The following is a 15,281-nucleotide window of genomic DNA, read 5'->3' on the forward strand; positions in this document are numbered from 1 at the left end:
CGAGGACATCGCCATGCCGAGGCCCGCCGGCCCGCCATCCTACTCCCGCCTCGTCCTTTCCCGCCTCCTCGCCTACCCGCTCCTCACCGCCTTCGCGCTCCTGCTCGTCCTCCCCTCCGGTCCCGCCGCGGCTGCCGCCAAGAAGGACCACTGGGTGGTGAGCTGGACCGGCTCGGTGCAGGGCCCCTACCCGGTCGGCAACCCGTCCGCCCAGCCCGACCAGCGCTTCGCCTTCCCCTCGCCGGAGGCCGGCGCCCGCGACCAGACGCTGCGGCTCGTCGTCCGGCCGGACATCTGGGGCCGCGAGGCGCGCCTGCGCTTCTCCAACGCGTTCGGCACCAAGCCGCTGACGCTCGACGGCGTCCATGCCGGGCTGCAGCTCGGCGGCCCGGCGCTGGTCAAGGGCTCCAACCGGCCGGTCACCTTCGGCGGCAAGGCGAGCGTCACGATCCCGCCCGGCGAGTCGGCGTGGAGCGACCCGGTGCGGCTCGCCTTCGTGAAGAGCCCCGACGATCCCTTGCTGGCCGGCCGCAAGCTCGCGGTGAGCTTCCACGTCGTCGGCGAGAGCGGCCCGATGACCTGGCACGCCAAGGCGCTGCAAACCTCCTACGTGTCGGCGCCCGGCAGCGGCGCCCACGGCCAGGAGGAGGGCGAGGCGGCGTTCCCCTACTCCACCTCGTCGTGGTTCTTCCTCGACGCGGTCGAGATGAAGGCGCCGGCCGACACGTTCGCGGTCGTCGCCTTCGGCGATTCGATCACCGACGGCACCGCCTCGACCATGAATGTCGACGACCGCTGGCCCGACGTGCTGTCGCGGAGGCTGAAGGCCGTCTACGGCAACCGCGTCGCCGTGGTGAACGCCGGCATCGGCGGCAACCAGATCGCCGGGCCGGCCGAGTACGGGCCGCAGAAGCCCTTCCCCGGCGGACCGAGCGCAAGAACCCGCATCGACCGCGACGTGCTGGCGCTGTCGGGCGTGCGCGCCCTGATCTGGCTCGAGGGCACCAACGACTTCAGCCGCAACGGCAATGCCAGCGTCGAGACGGTGCGGACCGCGATGGACGAGGTGCTGGCCCGGTTGCGCAAGGAGCGCCCCGACATCAAGCTGATCGGCGCCACCGTCGTCTCGGCGCTCGGCAGCACGTCGGCGGCGCACGGCTTCGTCGAGCAGGACGAGAAGCGGCGCGACCTCAACGACCACATCCGCAAGCCGGGCGTGTTCGACGCCGTGATCGACTTCGACGCCGCGACCCTCGATCCCTCGACCGGCGGGCTGAAGGAGGAGTTCGTCCCCGATAGCACCACGGGCGGCAAGGGCGACCGCCTGCACCCGAACCGCACCGGCTACCACGTGATGGGCCACGCCATCGACCTCGGCCTGTTCGCGTCGCCGAAGACGAAGGCGGCGGCTGCAGCGAAGTAGGTGCCCGGCGCGGCAGCGACGGTCACCTCTCCCCGCCGCGCGGGGAGAGGTGAAAGGGCACCGTTCCCTGGCTCGACTCTTGCTTGACCTCGCGGCTGCGAAACACGCCGCGCGGCCTTCGTCGCGTGCCGCCGCCGCCCTTGCATGGACGGCCCGGCGCGGACCAGGATGAGGGCTCGCGCCGACACAACCCGCCGGACCCAGTATCCCGTCATGATCCGTACCGCGCTCGACACGCTCTATCTCGTCGCCGGCTGGCTGGCCGGCGGCTTCCTGATCCTCATCTTCGTCCTGATGATGGTGCTGTCGGCGGGCCGCCCGCTCGGGATCAACGTCCCGGCCGGCGACGACATCGTCTCCTGGTGCATGGCCGCGATGGCGTTCCTCGGCCTCGCCCACACGTTCCGGTCCGGCGAGATGATCCGGGTCGGGCTGCTGATCGACAACATCTCCGGCCGGACGCGCCATGCCATCGAGATCGCCGCCCTCGTCGTCGGCTGCGGCTTCGTCGGCTTCTTCGCCTGGAACGCCGTGGTGATGACCTACGACTCCTGGCGCTTCCTCGACATGACCCAGGGCGTGCTGGCGATCCCCTTGTGGATCCCGCAGCTCGGCTTCACGTCGGGCCTCGTGATCCTCGCCATCGCCCTCGTCGACGAGCTCGTCTGGGTCGTCGGCGGCCGCGCGCCGCGCTACGAGAAGCCGAAGCCGACGACCGCCGAAGAGGTCGTCGAGCAGGCGATCCAGAGCGGCGTCTGAGGCAGCCGCGATGGAGCTTCTCGAAATCGCAGCCCTGCTGCTGCTCCTCCTCGCGGTGCTGCTCGCCGGCGGCGTGTGGATCGCCGTCGCGCTGATGGCCTGCGGCTTCGTCGGCATGCAGTTCGTCGGCGGCAACATCCCGGCGGGCAGCGTGCTCGCCACCACGATCTGGGGCAACTCGGCCTCGTGGTCGCTCGCCGCCCTACCCCTGTTCATATGGATGGGCGAGATCCTGTTCCGCACCAAGTTGTCGGACGAGATGTTCCGCGGCCTCGCCCCGTGGCTCAACTGGCTGCCGGGCCGGCTGATGCACGTCAACGTGCTGGCCTGCGGCATCTTCGGCTCCGTGTCGGGCTCCTCGGCCGCGACCTGCGCGACCGTCGCCAAGATCGCGCTGCCCGAGCTGAAGCGCCGCGGCTACGACGAGATGGTGAGCCTCGGCTCGCTCGCCGGCGCCGGCACGCTCGGGATTCTGATCCCGCCGTCCATCACCATGGTGGTCTATGCGGTCGCCGCGAACGTCTCGATCATCCAGGTCTTCCTCGCCGGCTTCTTGCCCGGCCTGCTGGTGATGGTGCTGTACTCGGGCTACCTGATCGTCTGGTCGCTGCTCAACCCGAAGAAAACGCCACCGGCCGATCCGCCGATGCCGCTGCGGGAAAAGCTCGCCGAGTCGAGCAAGCTGATCCCGCTGACGCTGCTCATCCTGCTCGTCTTCCTGTCGCTGCTGCTCGGCTGGGCGACGGCGACCGAATGTGCCGCCTGGGGCGTGCTCGGCTCGCTCGCCATCGCGGCGTGGCACCGCGCCCTCACATGGGAGTCGTTCTGGGCGAGCGTGATGGGGGCGACGCGCGTCACCTGCATGATCATGCTGATCCTCGCCGGCGCGTCCTATCTCTCCACCGCGATGGCCTATACGGGCATCCCGGTGGCGCTCGCCGAATGGGTCGGCGCCCTGAACCTCTCGCCCTACGCCCTGATCGCGGCGCTCACCGTGATGTACATCGTGCTCGGCACCGCGCTCGACGGCATCTCGATGATCGTGCTCACCACCGCCGTGGTGATCCCGATGGTCAAGCAGGCCGGCTTCGACCTCGTCTGGTTCGGCATCTTCGTCGTGCTGGTGGTCGAGATGGCCGAGGTGTCGCCGCCGGTCGGCTTCAACCTGTTCGTGCTGCAGACGATGAGCGGCAAGGACTCCTACACGGTTGCGCGCGCCTCGATCCCGTTCTTCTTCCTGCTCGTCGCCGCGGTGGCGCTGATCACGATCTTCCCGCAGATCGTGATGGTGCTGCCCGAGATGGCCTTCACCAAGTAACGACTTCACCGACGCTGAACGTTCAACGGAGGACACGAGATGACGAAACGCCTCGCGATGCTCGCCCTGGCGGCCGCGGCCGCCGCCTTCACGCTCGCCGGGCCGGCGACGGCGCAGACCAAGTGGAACCTGCCGGCCGCCTACCCGATCGACAATCCGCACACCGTCAACCTGATGGCCTTCGCCAAGGACGTCGGGGACGCGACCGGCGGCAAGCTGCAGATCACGGTGCATTCGGCGGCCTCGCTGTTCAAGGCGCCGGAGATCAAGCGCGCCGTCCAGACCGGCCAGGCGCAGGCCGGCGAGGTCTTGATCTCGATCCACGAGAACGACGACCCGATCTTCGGCATCGACGTGATCCCGTTCCTCGCCACCAGCTATCCGCAGTCGCTGAAGCTGTGGAAAGCGAGCCGCGCCGCCGTGGAGAAGCGTCTCGCCGCGCAGGGCCTGATGGTGCTGTTCGCGGTACCGTGGGGCCCGCAGGGCATCTACGCCAAGAAGGACATAGAGAAGGTCGAGGACATGAAGGGCCTCAAGTGGCGGGGCTACAATGTCGGCACCAACCGGATCGCCGAGCTGGTCGGCGCCCAGGCCGTGACGATCCAGGCGGCCGAGCTGCCGCAGGCGCTGGCGACCGGCGTCGTCAACGCGTTCATGACGTCGGGCTCGACCGGCTACGACAGCAAGGCCTGGGAGACCATGACGCACTACTACGACACCCAGGCGTGGATCCCGAAGAACATCACCTTCGTCAACAAGGCGGCGTTCGACGCGCTCGACAAGCCGACCCAGGAGGCCCTGCTGAAGGCCGCCGCGGTCGCCGAAGAGCGCGGCTGGAAGATGGCCGAGGAGAAGGCGACCTGGTACCTGGAGCAGCTCAAGGCCAACAAGATGAAGGTGCTGCCGCCGAGCCCCGAGCTCAAGGCGGGCCTCACCAAGATCGGCGACCAGCTCACCGCCGACTGGCTGAAGAAGGCCGGTCCGGACGGCGCAGCGGTGATCGAGTCTTATAAGAAGATGTGAGTAGGACGATGTGAGGACGATCGCCGCTCGTCACGGCGATGTTTCCTTCTCCCCGCATGCGGGGAGAAGGTGGCTCGCTGCGAGAGCGGCGCGTCGGATGAGGGGGCGCTTCCGTATCCACGAGACGCCTCCTCACCCGGCATTCGCGCTTGACGCGCGAATGTCGACCTCTCCCAGCCCGCGGGGAGAGGTGAGAGACCACGCGCTTCTCCTCATGCAGCTTTCACACATGAAAACGCCCGCCGGGAGCCTGTCCCGGCGGGCGTTTCGATTCAGCGCGTGGTCCGCGAAGCGCTTACTCGTAGATCTCGATCACCCGGCGGGTGCGCGGGTCGACCACCACGCGGCGCTCGTTGACGACCGCGTAGGAGTAGGCGTCGTGGCCGCGCACGCTGTGCAGCTTGACCCGCGGCGGCAGCGGCTGGCCGACCACCACGCGCTCCTCGACCGCCACCGAGGGCACGCGCTCGCGCATTACGTAGGTGCGCACCTCGGCCGGCGGGGGCCCGAGTACCATGTTGGCGGCGCCGCCGACCGCACCGGCCGCCCCGCCGACGATCGCGCCGACCGGGCCGCCCGTGGTGGCACCGCGCTCGATCCCCTGCGCCGCGCCGCTCACCGGATCGTTCTGGGCCGCCGCCAGCGTCGGCGCCGCGACCACGAGCGCGAGCGCTCCGAGAAGAACCTTCGTCCGCATCGTCTGCCTCCTTGCTCGATACGACTGCCGAGGAAACGTGGGGCTCCCGACCTCGTTCCGAGTTGCGCGATCGACCGGCGCACGGAGGTACCCACCGACGCGTTCTGCCCGGACGACGGGAACTCTTGCGCCGGGACTCGCGGGCCGCGTTGCATTAAGGTGCGATGCGGGACCGGAGGTGGCGAATGGCGATCGAGACCCCGTGCAACAAGGTCTGCACCGTCGACCGGGCGACCGGCTTCTGCCTCGGCTGCGGCCGCACGCTGGCCGAGATCGCCGAGTGGTCGGATTTTTCGGACGACGAGCGCCGGCGGATCATGGCGGCGCTGCCCGGGCGCCTCGCCGGCCTGCCCGCCGTCACGATCCCGCCGCGCGGCGCCGCCGCCTGACGCGTTCGCCGGCGCCCGCTTCGGCCGCCCCACCCTGCGGCAGCCCCCCGAAACGGGCGAGGCCCGAGCGGTCTCCCGCCCGGGCCCCAAACGATCAGCCGGCCTGTAAGCCGGGTTCTGTAGGGCGGAGAGTTGCCCCTCCGCGTGACGGCCATTCCTCTGGGACGCCGGTTGCCCGGCGCCTCGAGCGACCTACCCGGACGGCTGGATCCGGACACCGATCCGGAGACGAGCCCGCCCGGGCGAACCCAGACGAACCGGCCTCCACGCCGTCCCTATTCGGTTTTGCTCCCGGTGGGGTTTGCCGTGCCGCTTCCGTTGCCAGACGCGCGGTGCGCTCTTGCCGCACCGTTTCACCCTTGCCGACGGCCAAGACGCAACGCGGCCGCAGGCGGTCTGTTCTCTGTGGCACTCTCCCTGGGGTCGCCCCCGCCGGACCTTATCCGGCACCGTTGGTCCATGGAGCCCGGACTTTCCTCCCCGGCCACCTTTCGGTGATCGCCGGGACGGCCGTCCAGCCGACTGATGGACCAGGAATGGGGAGACGAGGCTGCGACGTCAAGGCCCCGCCTCCCCACACCGGCTGTGCGACCGGTCCCCACCGTTCCCGCGAGTCGGAGGTTTCCTCGCGGGGACGCCCTCTAGAGAGACCGGCCGAGAATCCGGGGTGCCGCCAGCTTCTGCCGGACGCGCAGCGGCGACGGCGTGAACTGGGCGGCGCGGAACGACTCGCGGAAGAACTCACCCGCCGCGCAGTACCCCGCCTTCGCGAGCGTCGACAGGCCGACCGGCCGGCCCGAGTGGGCGCGGGTGAGTAGACCCTGGGCAGCGGCATGCGACAGCGGATGGCGGGGATGCATGGTGGTTCTCCCGATCGAATGACCACGACGGGTATGATATTCGGGAGCGAGCGGCCGATAATCAGTCGGTCCGGAACTCGATCTTGGACGCGAAGGATCGAATTTCCTTTGCGACCCTCCCGCCGCAACGATGCATGCGCGAAACACGCAAGCGCGCAATGATGCATCAAGTTAGATGAACCGTGGTCCGAAGCTTCTTGACGACATCGCCATGTCATGAAAAAGGCCCGGCGGGATGTCCCGTCGGGCCTTTCGGGCCGAAGCGGCGAAGGCGGGGCAGCGCGCGACGCCGCCGGGTCGGCACGGCCGGATCGGGGTCAGACCCAGCCGTTGGGGGTCCAGGTGGCGATCGGGCGACGGTTCTGCCGCGCTGCGATCGTGTCGTAGTGTGCACCGCGGAAGCGATCGAGCAGGCCGAGCAGCAGGCGGCCGAGCGAGACCGGACGGCGGCTTTCGGTCTCCACCAGCTCGGCGGGACCACGGAGTTCGAAGAGAGTCATGGAAGCGGGCCTTCAGCGTGTCGTTGTGCTTCTCGTAGCCGAAAAATCCTGATGAATCATCGGGTGCGGAAGACAACCACCTTGGAACTGAGGGACCGAGTGAGGAGCGCCGGCTGATGGATCAGGTCAGCGACATGCGGGCCTTCGTGCAGGTGGTTCAGCGCGGCAGCTTCTCGGCGGCGGCCGAGGATCTCGGCCTCACCCCCTCGGCCGTGTCCAAGCTGGTGTCCCGTCTGGAGGATCGGCTGGGGGTCCGGCTGCTGCACCGCACCACGCGGCGGCTCGCGCTGACGCCGGAGGGCGAGACCTATCTGGTGCGGGCCCGCGACATCCTCACCGCCATCGAGGATGCCGAGACGGAGGTCGCCCGCGCCTCCACGACGCCGCGCGGAAAGCTCCGGCTCAACACCGGCAGCGCCTTCATGCTGCACGAGCTGGCCGCCGCCCTGCCCGACTTCCTGGCCCGCCATCCCGAGATCGAGATCGAGATCACGGTCACGGACCGGGTCGACAACCTGGTGGAGAACGCCGACGTGGCGATCTGCATCGGGCCGATCGCCGACCGCTCGCTGGTGGCGCGCCGCTTCGCCGCGACCGAGCGCGGCATCTACGCGGCGCCCCGCTATCTCGAGCGGCGCGGCATTCCGCAGACCCCGGACGACCTCGCGCAGCACGACTGCATCGTGCTGAGCTCGGTGCCGTCCATCAATCACTGGCCGTTCCGGGACGGAAACGCGATTCGCAGCTTCGAGGCGGAGGGGCGGCTGGTGGTCGACGACGCCGAGGCGGCGCTCCGCCTCGCGGTCAGCGGCGCCGGGCTCGTTCACCTGAGCGATCTTCTGGTCGGCAACGCGGTGCGGCGGGGCGAGCTCGTGCCGCTCCTCACCCAGCACCACATGGTCGAGCCGATCCCGATCTCGGCCGTCTACCCGCAGGGCCGGCACCGCATGCTCAAGGTGCGTGTTTTCATCGACTTTCTGGTCGAGCGCTTCGCCGACGCGCCGTGGCGCACGCGGCTCGACCGGCCGAAGGCAGAGGCCGCCGCGACGGTCGACAGCGACGGCGCGCCCGACTGATGCGGCCGTCGCCGAACCGGCGCCGGGCTGGAGAGCGGCCGCCGCGCCCGACCGGGGGATCGGGCGCGGGCGGGCGGGCCTCACATATGCGGCATGTAGTGGCTGTTGTAGGCCGAGTTCACGAACGACTGGATGGCGCGGGCGACGAAGCCCTTCTTGCCGCCCTTCTGGGCGTGCTGGGCGGACGTGGCGGCGTCGGTGCGGGCGAGCTTCTCGGACATCGGTTCATTCCTTAGGTCGGCCACCGCGGCGGCGGCTCTGACATCGGGAAGAGTACTGACGGAATCCTCCGCAAAAAATTGCTGCATCGCAACAGGACTTGTGAACCCGGCGACCTAATTCGGCGGGCGACCGCATCCCGTCACGCCAGACCACCGCCAAAGAGTGAATCCGATTTCGCCTCGATCGCCGCGAAGGTCTCCCGGGTCGACGGATCGGCGATCCCATCCACCAGGGTGGGCCGGAAGTGGCGTTGGAAGGCCGCGACCACCAGCCGGGTCGCCTCGTCGTAGCGGCCGCTCTCCGGCACCCCGTAGCCATAGGTCGCGAGCGCCGCCTGCAGGGCGGCGACCTCGCCGCCCGTGTCCGATGGCCCGAGCGTCTGCCCCGGCGTGTCGAGCGGCGCCGGCGGCACCCACAGGCCGACCCCGCCGCGGGCCAGCGTCTCCCACGGAAACGCCTCGCCGGGGTCCTGCTTGCGGGCCGGCGCGACGTCCGAATGGGCCAGCACCCGGGCCGGGAGGATCGCGTGCCGGGCCAGGATGTCGCGACAGAGCGCCACCACGGCTTCGATCTGGACGGCCGGGAACGGCGGCAACCCGAAGTCGTGCCCCGGATTGGCGACCTCGATGCCGATCGACCGCGAGTTGACGTCGCTGTCGTCGGCCCAGCGCGACACCCCGGCGTGCCAGGCGCGCCGCGCCTCTGCGACCATCTGCACGACCGCGCCGTCCTCGCGCACCAGATAGTGGCACGACACCTTGGCGTCCGGATCGCACAGCCGGGCGATCGCCTCGCTGGTCGATTCCATCCCGGTGTAGTGGAGGAGCAGCAGGTCGGGGCCGGCCGTCCCGCCGCGACCGGCGCGCGGCTCGTGGTTGGGCGAGGCGAAGATTTCCGCGACCAGCGGCGAATCGGGCCTCAACATCGGCATTCGAGGGCACTCCGACAGGATTCGATCGCGGCATCGCCCAGCCCCGCATCGGCAGCGCCGACCTGCGCGACGAGACGAGCGAGCGCGGCGGCATCGAGCCGCGTGCCGATGCGGACTCCGCTGCACAGGTCGATCCCGAACGGCCGGACCATCCGGATCGCGGCGCCCACATTGTCCGGGCCGAGACCGCCGGCGAGAAACACCGGCGTGCCGGCGACCGCGCTCACCACGTCGCGGCTGATCGCCCAATCGTGGACACGTCCGGTCCCGCCGAGCTCACGCAGCGCCGCCGAGGGACGGCCGGAATCGAGGAGGATCGCATCGACGAGAGGCGCGACAGCGCGCGCCTGCGCCACCGCGTCGGACCCTTCAACATGCAGCACCTGAACGATGCGGACATGCGGCAACTCACGTCGGAGCGCCGCGTAGGTGTCGACCGGCACGGCATCGACGAGCTGCACCGTATCGACGCGGCAGGCGGCGACGTGCGCCACCACGTCGGCCGGCGCGGTACGGCTGGTGAGCAAGAAGCGCGACACCGGCGGCGGAACCGCGCCGGCGATCTCGGCGATGCGATCGTCGGCGATGACGCCCGGGCCGCTCGGCATCGCGGCGACGAAACCGAGCGCAGACGCGCCGGCGGCGATCGCCATCCTGGCCTCCTCGACGGAGGAGATGCAGCACACCTTGATCCGCGTTCTCATGCGAGCGTCATCGGCTCCGCGGCGCCGTTCGATGGCGGACGTCGCCGCCGTCGTCCCCGGCATCCGCGGATACCGCCCTACCACGGCTCGAAGAGACGACGAAAGGCCCGGAGCGGGCTCCGGGCCTTTCGCAGCTTCGGATCGGAATGCGATCAGCGGTTCGGCGTGCCCGTCGCGGCGCCCGAGCCGGTGCCCATGTTGTTGCGCGGCGTCGTGGCGGCGCCGCCGTTCGCACCGGAGCCCGTCGTGGTCGCGGTGCTGCTCATGGTCTTGAACTCGGCCTGCTGCTGGAGCTGGTCCTTGGTCATCGACAGGCGGAGCTGATCGGAGCTGGTGTTGTTCTGGCCGCTGTTGGCGGCGATCACCTGGAACGCCGACACCGGCAGCGCGATGTCCTTCTGGCCGATGCCGAGGAAGCCGCCGACGCCGACGATCAGCGCGTCCACCTTGCCCGACTTGTCGAACAGGACGTCGCTGACGTCACCGATCTTGTTGTTGTCGGTGCCCATCACGTCGGTGCCCATGAACTTGGACGCCAGCCACTGGTTGGGGCTCTGCTGGGTGATCACGGCCGACGACGGGTTGCTGGTGGCGGAGCCCATCGCGCCCGAGCTCGAGCTGCCGGCGGCGGGCGCGTTGGTGCTCGGCGACGTGGTGGCCGGAGCCTGTGCCAGCGCCGTCGTCATCATCAGGCCGCTCACGGCCGCGACGGCCACGAGATTGCGGATCATTGAAGTGCCTCCATGGGTCGGTGAAACTGCCAGGGCCGTGTGTCGCTCGCCCTGTGCCCGGACAACCCGGCCACCCGGCCCCTGTTCCCCGCCATTTACCGTGAAGACCTACTCGCCTGCCGGCTGCGCCTCGCCGGACGTCGCCTCGCCGGCCGCAGCGGAGCGACGCACCACCGTCACGGTGCAGGGCGCCTGCGCGACCACCTGGGCCGAGACGCTGCCCAGATACCGCCGCAGCGAGGACGAGCCGCGCGCCCCCATCACGATGTGGTCGACATTGTTGTTGCGCGCGTAGTCGACGATCGCGGCCGCCGGATCGGGCGACTCGAACACGTGATAGGTGATGCGGTCGGCCGACACCGGCAGCGGCCGCGCCCAGTGCTTCAGCTCGACGAGACGCTGCAGATGCGGATTGCGCCCGTGCGCGTCCTCCATCGGGTCGAGCGCCAGGCGCGACACCTTGAGCACGTTGACGCAGGCGAGGCGCGCGTCCGGCACGGTGGCGAGCACGCGACGCAACGCCGCGGCGATGGCGTCGCCGAGATCGTCGCCGGCCGAGAGATCGACGGCCGCCATGACGATCGGCGAGCGGTCGATGACGCCGGCGATGCTGCGCACCCGCAAGGGCGGCGCGTTGCGCACCTTCAGCCAGCGCGACAGCACGGTCAGCATCCCGTCGCGGTCGCGCCGCACCGCCCGCTCGGTCAGCGGCACGCCGTCGGGATGCTGCAGGTCGAAGCGCAGCTGCGCCGCCGACGAGTAGCGGTCGTCGCGGTCGATCTCCAGGCAGCGCAGGATGATCTCCTGCAGCCACGGCGGCACCAGCGCGTTCCAGCGGGCCGGCGGGAACGGATCGCGCCATAGCCGTCGGCGCCACTCCGACTCGCGCTCGGGCTCGCCGAACGGGCGCTCGCCGGTCGCCAGGAAATACAGCGTGACGCCGAGCGCGAAGATGTCGCTCCTCGGATCGCCGCGGAAGCGGCGCACCTGCTCGGGCGCCACATAGGCGCCGGTGCCGACCGGCTCGTCGAACTCCTCGGCGATCAGGTCGGGGAGCTGATCGTGGCGCGACAGGCCGAAGTCGATCAGTACGGCCGAGCCGTCGTCACGCAGGATGATGTTGGAGGGCTTGAGGTCGAGATGGGTGACGTGCTGGCGGTGGATGCTGTGCAGCGCCTCGGCGATCGCGGCGCCGATCTTCGCCACCTCGGCGGCCGGCAGCGGCGTGTCGGCCAGCATGGTCTTGAGCGGGCGCCCGGCGACGAACTCCATCACGATGTAGGGCCGCTCGAAGTCGCCGGCGGCGACATAGCGCGGCACATGCGAGCCGGACAGCCGCGACAGGATCATCTGCTCCTGCTCGAAGCCGACGATGGTGAGCGGGTCCTCGCCGCGGCGGAGCAGCGGGATCTTCATGATCAGCGGCATCGCCTCGCCGTCGCGCGACACCCGCCAGAAGTCCGCCATGCCGCCCGGCTCGAGCTGCTGCTCCAGCTTGAAGCCGTCGACCACCTGCCCCGGCGCCAGCGACCGCACGTTGATCACGGGAGGAATTCCTGTGCGTGAGCCGAGGCGTGCGCCTGCACCCTCTCCCTGAGGGAGAGGGTCGACGCGCGGAGCGCGTCGGGGTGAGGGTTTACGGCGCCGGTTGGATGGCTCGGCCCCCCCTCACCCGGATCTCGCGCTGTTGCGCGAGATCCGACCTCTCCCCGCCGGGGAGAGGTGACATCGCCGGCTCGGCAGAGCCATGCCGGCTCGCGACACGTCGATCCCGGCCACGTCGAATTCACCACTCTCAGTACCCCTCGTAGAGCCGGTAAGCGAGGCCGACCGGCAGGCCGGCCTCGATGATCTTCCGGGCGGCGCTATCGATGTCGTACGGCACCCGGACATAGGTGAGGACGTCGGTCGCGTCGTCCAGGATGGCGTAGCAGGCGGCCGGGTTGCGGTCGCGCGGCTGGCCGACCGAGCCGATCACGGCGAGCCAGCGCCGGCGCTGGGTGAGCGGGATCTCGACGCGGTCGACGGGATCGAAGCTCGCGAACTTTCCCGTCACCGACATGTGGAACAGACTCGGCACATGGGTGTGGCCGCAGAAGGTGACGTGCGCCCGGGTGGCGACGAGCGCCCGCGAGGCCGAGTAGAGATCCGTGACGTAGCCCCAGCCGGCCGGGTCGCTCGGGTCGGCATGGACGTAGAGCGTCGTCCCCTTCTCGACGGCGAGCGGCAGCCGCGCGAGGAAGTCGCGGTGGGCGTCGGACAGTACGGTGCGGGTCCAGGCGATCGCCGCCGCCGCGTCGTCGTTCATGTCGGCGCGGGCGCCGGCCGCCGCCGCGTCGTGGTTGCCAAGCACCGCGACGGCGCCGCGCGCCACATAGCTCATCGCCGTGTCGAGCACGAACACCGGGTCCGCCCCGTAGCCGACGAAGTCGCCGAGGAACACGTAGGCGTCGACGCCGGCGCGCTCGGCGTGCTCCAGGCAGGCCTCCAGGGCCTCGCGATTGCCGTGGATGTCACTGATCAGGGCCGTGCGCATGATCGTGTCCCCGCCCCCCGGCTGCCGGCAACGTTTCCTTAAGTTTAACCGCTGCTAATCGACGTGTCGCGGGCCGTCGTGCGCCGGCGCGCATACGCTGGATTCCATTGACGCCCATACCATCCCATGGTATCCCAACATTACCCAGCGTTCATGTTTCTGTCCGCCCCGGCCGGGCCGTTCGGCCTGCGGCGGGCCGCGTACGCGGCCAGCGTCAGGCCGGCGTGGAGTCCGCATTCGAATGGACCGCTTCGTCGGACAGGTCACGGCGCGGCTCGATTCGAAAGGGCGGGTGTCGATTCCGGCCCCCTTCCGGGCGGTGCTGGCCCGCGACGGCTTCGAGGGGCTGTACTGCTATCCGAGCCTGGACCGGCCGGCCGTCGATGCGGGGGGCAACGCCCTGCTCGGCGAGATCGAGCAGCTGATCGAACGGTTTCCGCCCTACTCGGAGGAGCGGGAGGAGTTTCTGGTCGCGCTCTACGGGACGAGCGAGACCCTGCGTGTGGACGGCGAGGGCCGGGTGGTGCTGACCGAGATGATCAAGGTTCACGCCGGGATCGGCGACACGGTCGGCTTCGTCGGGCTCGGTCACAAGTTTCAGATCTGGGAACCCGAAGGCTTCCGGGCGCATCTTGCAAAGGCCACTGCGAGAGTGCGCGAGACGACGAAGCGATTGGGTTCCGAGCGCGGGGCGCCTGGCGCCGGAGCACGGGAATGACGGCGGGCCGCGACACCCCGGGCCAGGAGGCCCGCGCGGGTGTCGCTGGCGGACCGGCTCGCCACATTCCCGTGCTCGCCCGCCCCGCCCTCGACCTCCTGGCGGTCACGAACGACGGTCTCTACATCGACGGCACGTTCGGGGCCGGCGGCTACACGCGGGCGATCCTCGACGCCGCGCCCGGCGCGCGCGTGATCGCGCTCGACCGCGACCAGACCGCCATCGCGGCCGGCTGGGGATTGGTCGAGGCGGCCGGCGGTCGGCTGACGCTGATCGAGTCCTGCTTCTCGGATCTCGGCGACGTCGCGGCACCCGCCACGGTCGCCGGCGTCGTCCTCGACATCGGCGTCTCGTCGATGCAGATCGACGACCCCGAGCGCGGCTTCTCGTTCCGCTTCGACGGCCCGCTCGACATGCGCATGGGCCAGGACGGGCCGTCGGCCGCCGACCTCGTCGCCCACGCCTCCGAGCGCGACCTCGCCGACGTCATCTTCCAGCTCGGCGAGGAGCGCCACTCGCGCGCCGTCGCCCGCGCCATCGTCAAGGCCCGCGCCGACGCGCCGATCGTCACCACGGCCCGGCTCGCCGAGATCGTCGCCCGGGTGGTGCGCCACAAGCCCGGCGACATCCATCCCGCCACCCGGACGTTCCAGGCGCTACGCATGATGGTCAACGACGAGCTCGGCGAGCTGGCGCGCGCCCTCGTCGCCGCCGAGCGCGTGCTGGCGCCGGGCGGACGCCTCGTCGTCGTCTCGTTCCATTCGCTCGAGGACCGCCTGGTGAAGACCTTCCTGGCCGGCCGCGCGGGCGGCGGCGGGGTCTCCCGCCATAGGCCCGAGACGGTGCGGCCGGACCCGAGCTTCTCGATCCTGACCAAGCGCCCGATCACGGCCGACGACCCCGAGCTCATCGAGAATCCGCGCGCCCGGTCCGCCAAGCTGCGCGCCGCGGAGCGCACCGGCGCGGCCGCCTGGACGAGCGCGCCCGCCGGCCTGCCGCCGCTGCCGACGCTCGACGACATGCTGCGGGGGGGCTGACGATGCGGATCCTCAACGTCATCGTCGCGGCCCTGCTGGTTCTCGCCGCCGCCTATGTCTACAAGATCAAGTTCGAGGCGACCGTCGAGGCCGAGCGGGTCGCCAAGCTGCGCCACGAGATCACCCGCGAGCGCGACAAGACCGCGGCGCTGCGCGCCGAGGCCGCCAAGCTCGAGAATCCCGGCCGCATCCAGGAGCTGACGAAGCGCCACCTCGAGCTGCAGCTGCTCGACGGCGCCCAGATCGAGGCGTTCGATCGCCTGCCGATGCGCCCCGTGGCGCCGGCGCCGGCCGACGCCGACCCGATCGGCGCCATGCTGGACGCGGCCGTCCCGGCCGCATCGGCGGCCCCCGGCG

At 70.3% G+C, this 15,281-nt stretch carries 18 protein-coding genes and 1 other RNA gene; 9 read left to right on the plus strand and 10 right to left on the minus strand.

Annotated elements, in window-relative coordinates:
- Positions 1-13 precede the first annotated feature (13 nt).
- From CCR97_RS23460 to CCR97_RS23475, 4 genes are all read left to right on the plus strand, one after another.
- The gene (locus CCR97_RS23460; protein ID WP_111359324.1) at positions 14-1,423 is read left to right on the plus strand and encodes a GDSL-type esterase/lipase family protein; all 1,410 of its coding nucleotides are present in this window, start codon (positions 14-16) and stop codon (positions 1,421-1,423) included.
- A 213-nt stretch (positions 1,424-1,636) separates the two neighbouring features.
- Positions 1,637-2,182 (plus strand): TRAP transporter small permease, encoded by a 546-nt coding sequence (locus CCR97_RS23465; protein WP_111359325.1) that lies wholly within the window; start codon positions 1,637-1,639, stop codon positions 2,180-2,182.
- 10 nt (positions 2,183-2,192) lie between these two features.
- Positions 2,193-3,500 (plus strand): TRAP transporter large permease, encoded by a 1,308-nt coding sequence (locus CCR97_RS23470; RefSeq protein ID WP_111359326.1) that lies wholly within the window; start codon positions 2,193-2,195, stop codon positions 3,498-3,500.
- Positions 3,501-3,539: 39 nt separating this feature from the next.
- On the plus strand, positions 3,540-4,523 hold the full coding sequence (locus tag CCR97_RS23475) for a TRAP transporter substrate-binding protein (RefSeq protein WP_111359327.1): 984 nt from the start codon (positions 3,540-3,542) through the stop codon (positions 4,521-4,523).
- A 295-nt stretch (positions 4,524-4,818) separates the two neighbouring features.
- Here CCR97_RS23475 and CCR97_RS23480 read toward each other — a convergent pair whose 3' ends face one another.
- A complete protein-coding gene (locus CCR97_RS23480; protein WP_111358833.1) occupies positions 4,819-5,220 on the minus strand; it encodes a DUF1236 domain-containing protein in 402 nt (133 codons plus the stop codon).
- A gap of 185 nt (positions 5,221-5,405) precedes the next feature.
- Here CCR97_RS23480 and CCR97_RS23485 point away from each other — a divergent pair, with 185 nt between their 5' ends.
- A complete protein-coding gene (locus tag CCR97_RS23485) occupies positions 5,406-5,609 on the plus strand; it encodes a DUF1289 domain-containing protein (RefSeq protein WP_207199568.1) in 204 nt (67 codons plus the stop codon).
- Positions 5,610-5,699: 90 nt separating this feature from the next.
- Here CCR97_RS23485 and rnpB read toward each other — a convergent pair.
- From rnpB to CCR97_RS23500, 3 genes are all read right to left on the minus strand, one after another.
- Positions 5,700-6,135, minus strand: an RNA gene (rnpB, locus tag CCR97_RS23490) — RNase P RNA component class A.
- 115 nt (positions 6,136-6,250) lie between these two features.
- On the minus strand, positions 6,251-6,469 hold the full coding sequence (locus CCR97_RS23495; RefSeq protein ID WP_111358832.1) for a hypothetical protein: 219 nt from the start codon (positions 6,467-6,469) through the stop codon (positions 6,251-6,253).
- 317 nt (positions 6,470-6,786) lie between these two features.
- Positions 6,787-6,969 carry a hypothetical protein gene (locus tag CCR97_RS23500; protein WP_111358831.1) on the minus strand — a complete coding sequence of 61 codons (183 nt, stop codon included), beginning with the start codon at positions 6,967-6,969 and terminating at the stop codon, positions 6,787-6,789.
- A 116-nt stretch (positions 6,970-7,085) separates the two neighbouring features.
- Here CCR97_RS23500 and CCR97_RS23505 point away from each other — a divergent pair, with 116 nt between their 5' ends.
- Positions 7,086-8,045 carry a LysR family transcriptional regulator gene (locus tag CCR97_RS23505; RefSeq protein WP_111358830.1) on the plus strand — a complete coding sequence of 320 codons (960 nt, stop codon included), beginning with the start codon at positions 7,086-7,088 and terminating at the stop codon, positions 8,043-8,045.
- Positions 8,046-8,125: 80 nt separating this feature from the next.
- Here CCR97_RS23505 and CCR97_RS23510 read toward each other — a convergent pair whose 3' ends face one another.
- From CCR97_RS23510 to CCR97_RS23535, 6 genes are all read right to left on the minus strand, one after another.
- Positions 8,126-8,266 carry a hypothetical protein gene (locus tag CCR97_RS23510; protein WP_170145966.1) on the minus strand — a complete coding sequence of 47 codons (141 nt, stop codon included), beginning with the start codon at positions 8,264-8,266 and terminating at the stop codon, positions 8,126-8,128.
- Between the two features lie 140 nt (positions 8,267-8,406).
- Positions 8,407-9,198: an N-acetylmuramoyl-L-alanine amidase gene (locus CCR97_RS23515; RefSeq protein ID WP_244670633.1), complete on the minus strand. Its 792-nt coding sequence runs from the start codon at positions 9,196-9,198 to the stop codon at positions 8,407-8,409.
- On the minus strand, positions 9,186-9,902 hold the full coding sequence (locus CCR97_RS23520) for a phosphoribosylanthranilate isomerase (protein WP_111358829.1): 717 nt from the start codon (positions 9,900-9,902) through the stop codon (positions 9,186-9,188). The genes CCR97_RS23515 and CCR97_RS23520 overlap by 13 nt, the downstream gene beginning before the upstream one ends.
- Before the next feature lie 152 nt (positions 9,903-10,054).
- Positions 10,055-10,633, minus strand: coding sequence for a PRC-barrel domain-containing protein (locus CCR97_RS23525; RefSeq protein WP_111358828.1), 579 nt, complete (start codon positions 10,631-10,633; stop codon positions 10,055-10,057).
- Positions 10,634-10,741: 108 nt separating this feature from the next.
- Entirely contained in the window at positions 10,742-12,178 is a 1,437-nt protein-coding gene (locus CCR97_RS23530; protein WP_338049130.1) for a protein kinase domain-containing protein, read from the minus strand.
- A 250-nt stretch (positions 12,179-12,428) separates the two neighbouring features.
- Positions 12,429-13,169: a metallophosphoesterase family protein gene (locus CCR97_RS23535; protein WP_111360187.1), complete on the minus strand. Its 741-nt coding sequence runs from the start codon at positions 13,167-13,169 to the stop codon at positions 12,429-12,431.
- 241 nt (positions 13,170-13,410) lie between these two features.
- Here CCR97_RS23535 and CCR97_RS23540 point away from each other — a divergent pair, with 241 nt between their 5' ends.
- From CCR97_RS23540 to ftsL, 3 genes are all read left to right on the plus strand, one after another.
- Entirely contained in the window at positions 13,411-13,887 is a 477-nt protein-coding gene (locus CCR97_RS23540) for a division/cell wall cluster transcriptional repressor MraZ (RefSeq protein ID WP_111360188.1), read from the plus strand.
- Complete coding sequence (gene rsmH / locus CCR97_RS23545) at positions 13,884-14,924, plus strand: 16S rRNA (cytosine(1402)-N(4))-methyltransferase RsmH (RefSeq protein ID WP_111360189.1); 1,041 nt, start codon at positions 13,884-13,886, stop codon at positions 14,922-14,924. The genes CCR97_RS23540 and rsmH overlap by 4 nt, the downstream gene beginning before the upstream one ends.
- Positions 14,925-14,926: 2 nt before the next feature.
- Positions 14,927-15,281 (plus strand): cell division protein FtsL (gene ftsL, locus CCR97_RS23550; protein ID WP_201159919.1); only part of this gene is annotated, 355 nt, incomplete at its 3' end.

The organism is Rhodoplanes elegans (genome assembly GCF_016653355.1).
In the GTDB taxonomy this organism is placed as follows: Bacteria; Pseudomonadota; Alphaproteobacteria; order Rhizobiales; family Xanthobacteraceae; genus Rhodoplanes; species Rhodoplanes elegans.

Bases quoted from the DNA above. Each gene is read 5' to 3' on its own strand.
- CCR97_RS23535 (WP_111360187.1), bottom strand. From the start codon at position 13,169: ATGCGCACGGCCCTGATCAGTGACATCCACGGCAATCGCGAGGCCCTG.
- CCR97_RS23475 (WP_111359327.1), top strand. From the start codon at position 3,540: ATGACGAAACGCCTCGCGATGCTCGCCCTGGCGGCCGCGGCCGCCGCC.
- CCR97_RS23520 (WP_111358829.1), bottom strand. From the start codon at position 9,902: ATGAGAACGCGGATCAAGGTGTGCTGCATCTCCTCCGTCGAGGAGGCC.
- CCR97_RS23460 (WP_111359324.1), top strand. From the start codon at position 14: ATGCCGAGGCCCGCCGGCCCGCCATCCTACTCCCGCCTCGTCCTTTCC.
- CCR97_RS23465 (WP_111359325.1), top strand. From the start codon at position 1,637: ATGATCCGTACCGCGCTCGACACGCTCTATCTCGTCGCCGGCTGGCTG.
- CCR97_RS23500 (WP_111358831.1), bottom strand. From the start codon at position 6,969: ATGACTCTCTTCGAACTCCGTGGTCCCGCCGAGCTGGTGGAGACCGAA.
- CCR97_RS23495 (WP_111358832.1), bottom strand. From the start codon at position 6,469: ATGCATCCCCGCCATCCGCTGTCGCATGCCGCTGCCCAGGGTCTACTC.
- CCR97_RS23480 (WP_111358833.1), bottom strand. From the start codon at position 5,220: ATGCGGACGAAGGTTCTTCTCGGAGCGCTCGCGCTCGTGGTCGCGGCG.
- CCR97_RS23525 (WP_111358828.1), bottom strand. From the start codon at position 10,633: ATGATCCGCAATCTCGTGGCCGTCGCGGCCGTGAGCGGCCTGATGATG.
- CCR97_RS23505 (WP_111358830.1), top strand. From the start codon at position 7,086: ATGGATCAGGTCAGCGACATGCGGGCCTTCGTGCAGGTGGTTCAGCGC.
- CCR97_RS23470 (WP_111359326.1), top strand. From the start codon at position 2,193: ATGGAGCTTCTCGAAATCGCAGCCCTGCTGCTGCTCCTCCTCGCGGTG.
- CCR97_RS23540 (WP_111360188.1), top strand. From the start codon at position 13,411: ATGGACCGCTTCGTCGGACAGGTCACGGCGCGGCTCGATTCGAAAGGG.
- CCR97_RS23515 (WP_244670633.1), bottom strand. From the start codon at position 9,198: ATGCCGATGTTGAGGCCCGATTCGCCGCTGGTCGCGGAAATCTTCGCC.
- rsmH (WP_111360189.1), top strand. From the start codon at position 13,884: ATGACGGCGGGCCGCGACACCCCGGGCCAGGAGGCCCGCGCGGGTGTC.
- CCR97_RS23510 (WP_170145966.1), bottom strand. From the start codon at position 8,266: ATGTCCGAGAAGCTCGCCCGCACCGACGCCGCCACGTCCGCCCAGCAC.
- CCR97_RS23485 (WP_207199568.1), top strand. From the start codon at position 5,406: ATGGCGATCGAGACCCCGTGCAACAAGGTCTGCACCGTCGACCGGGCG.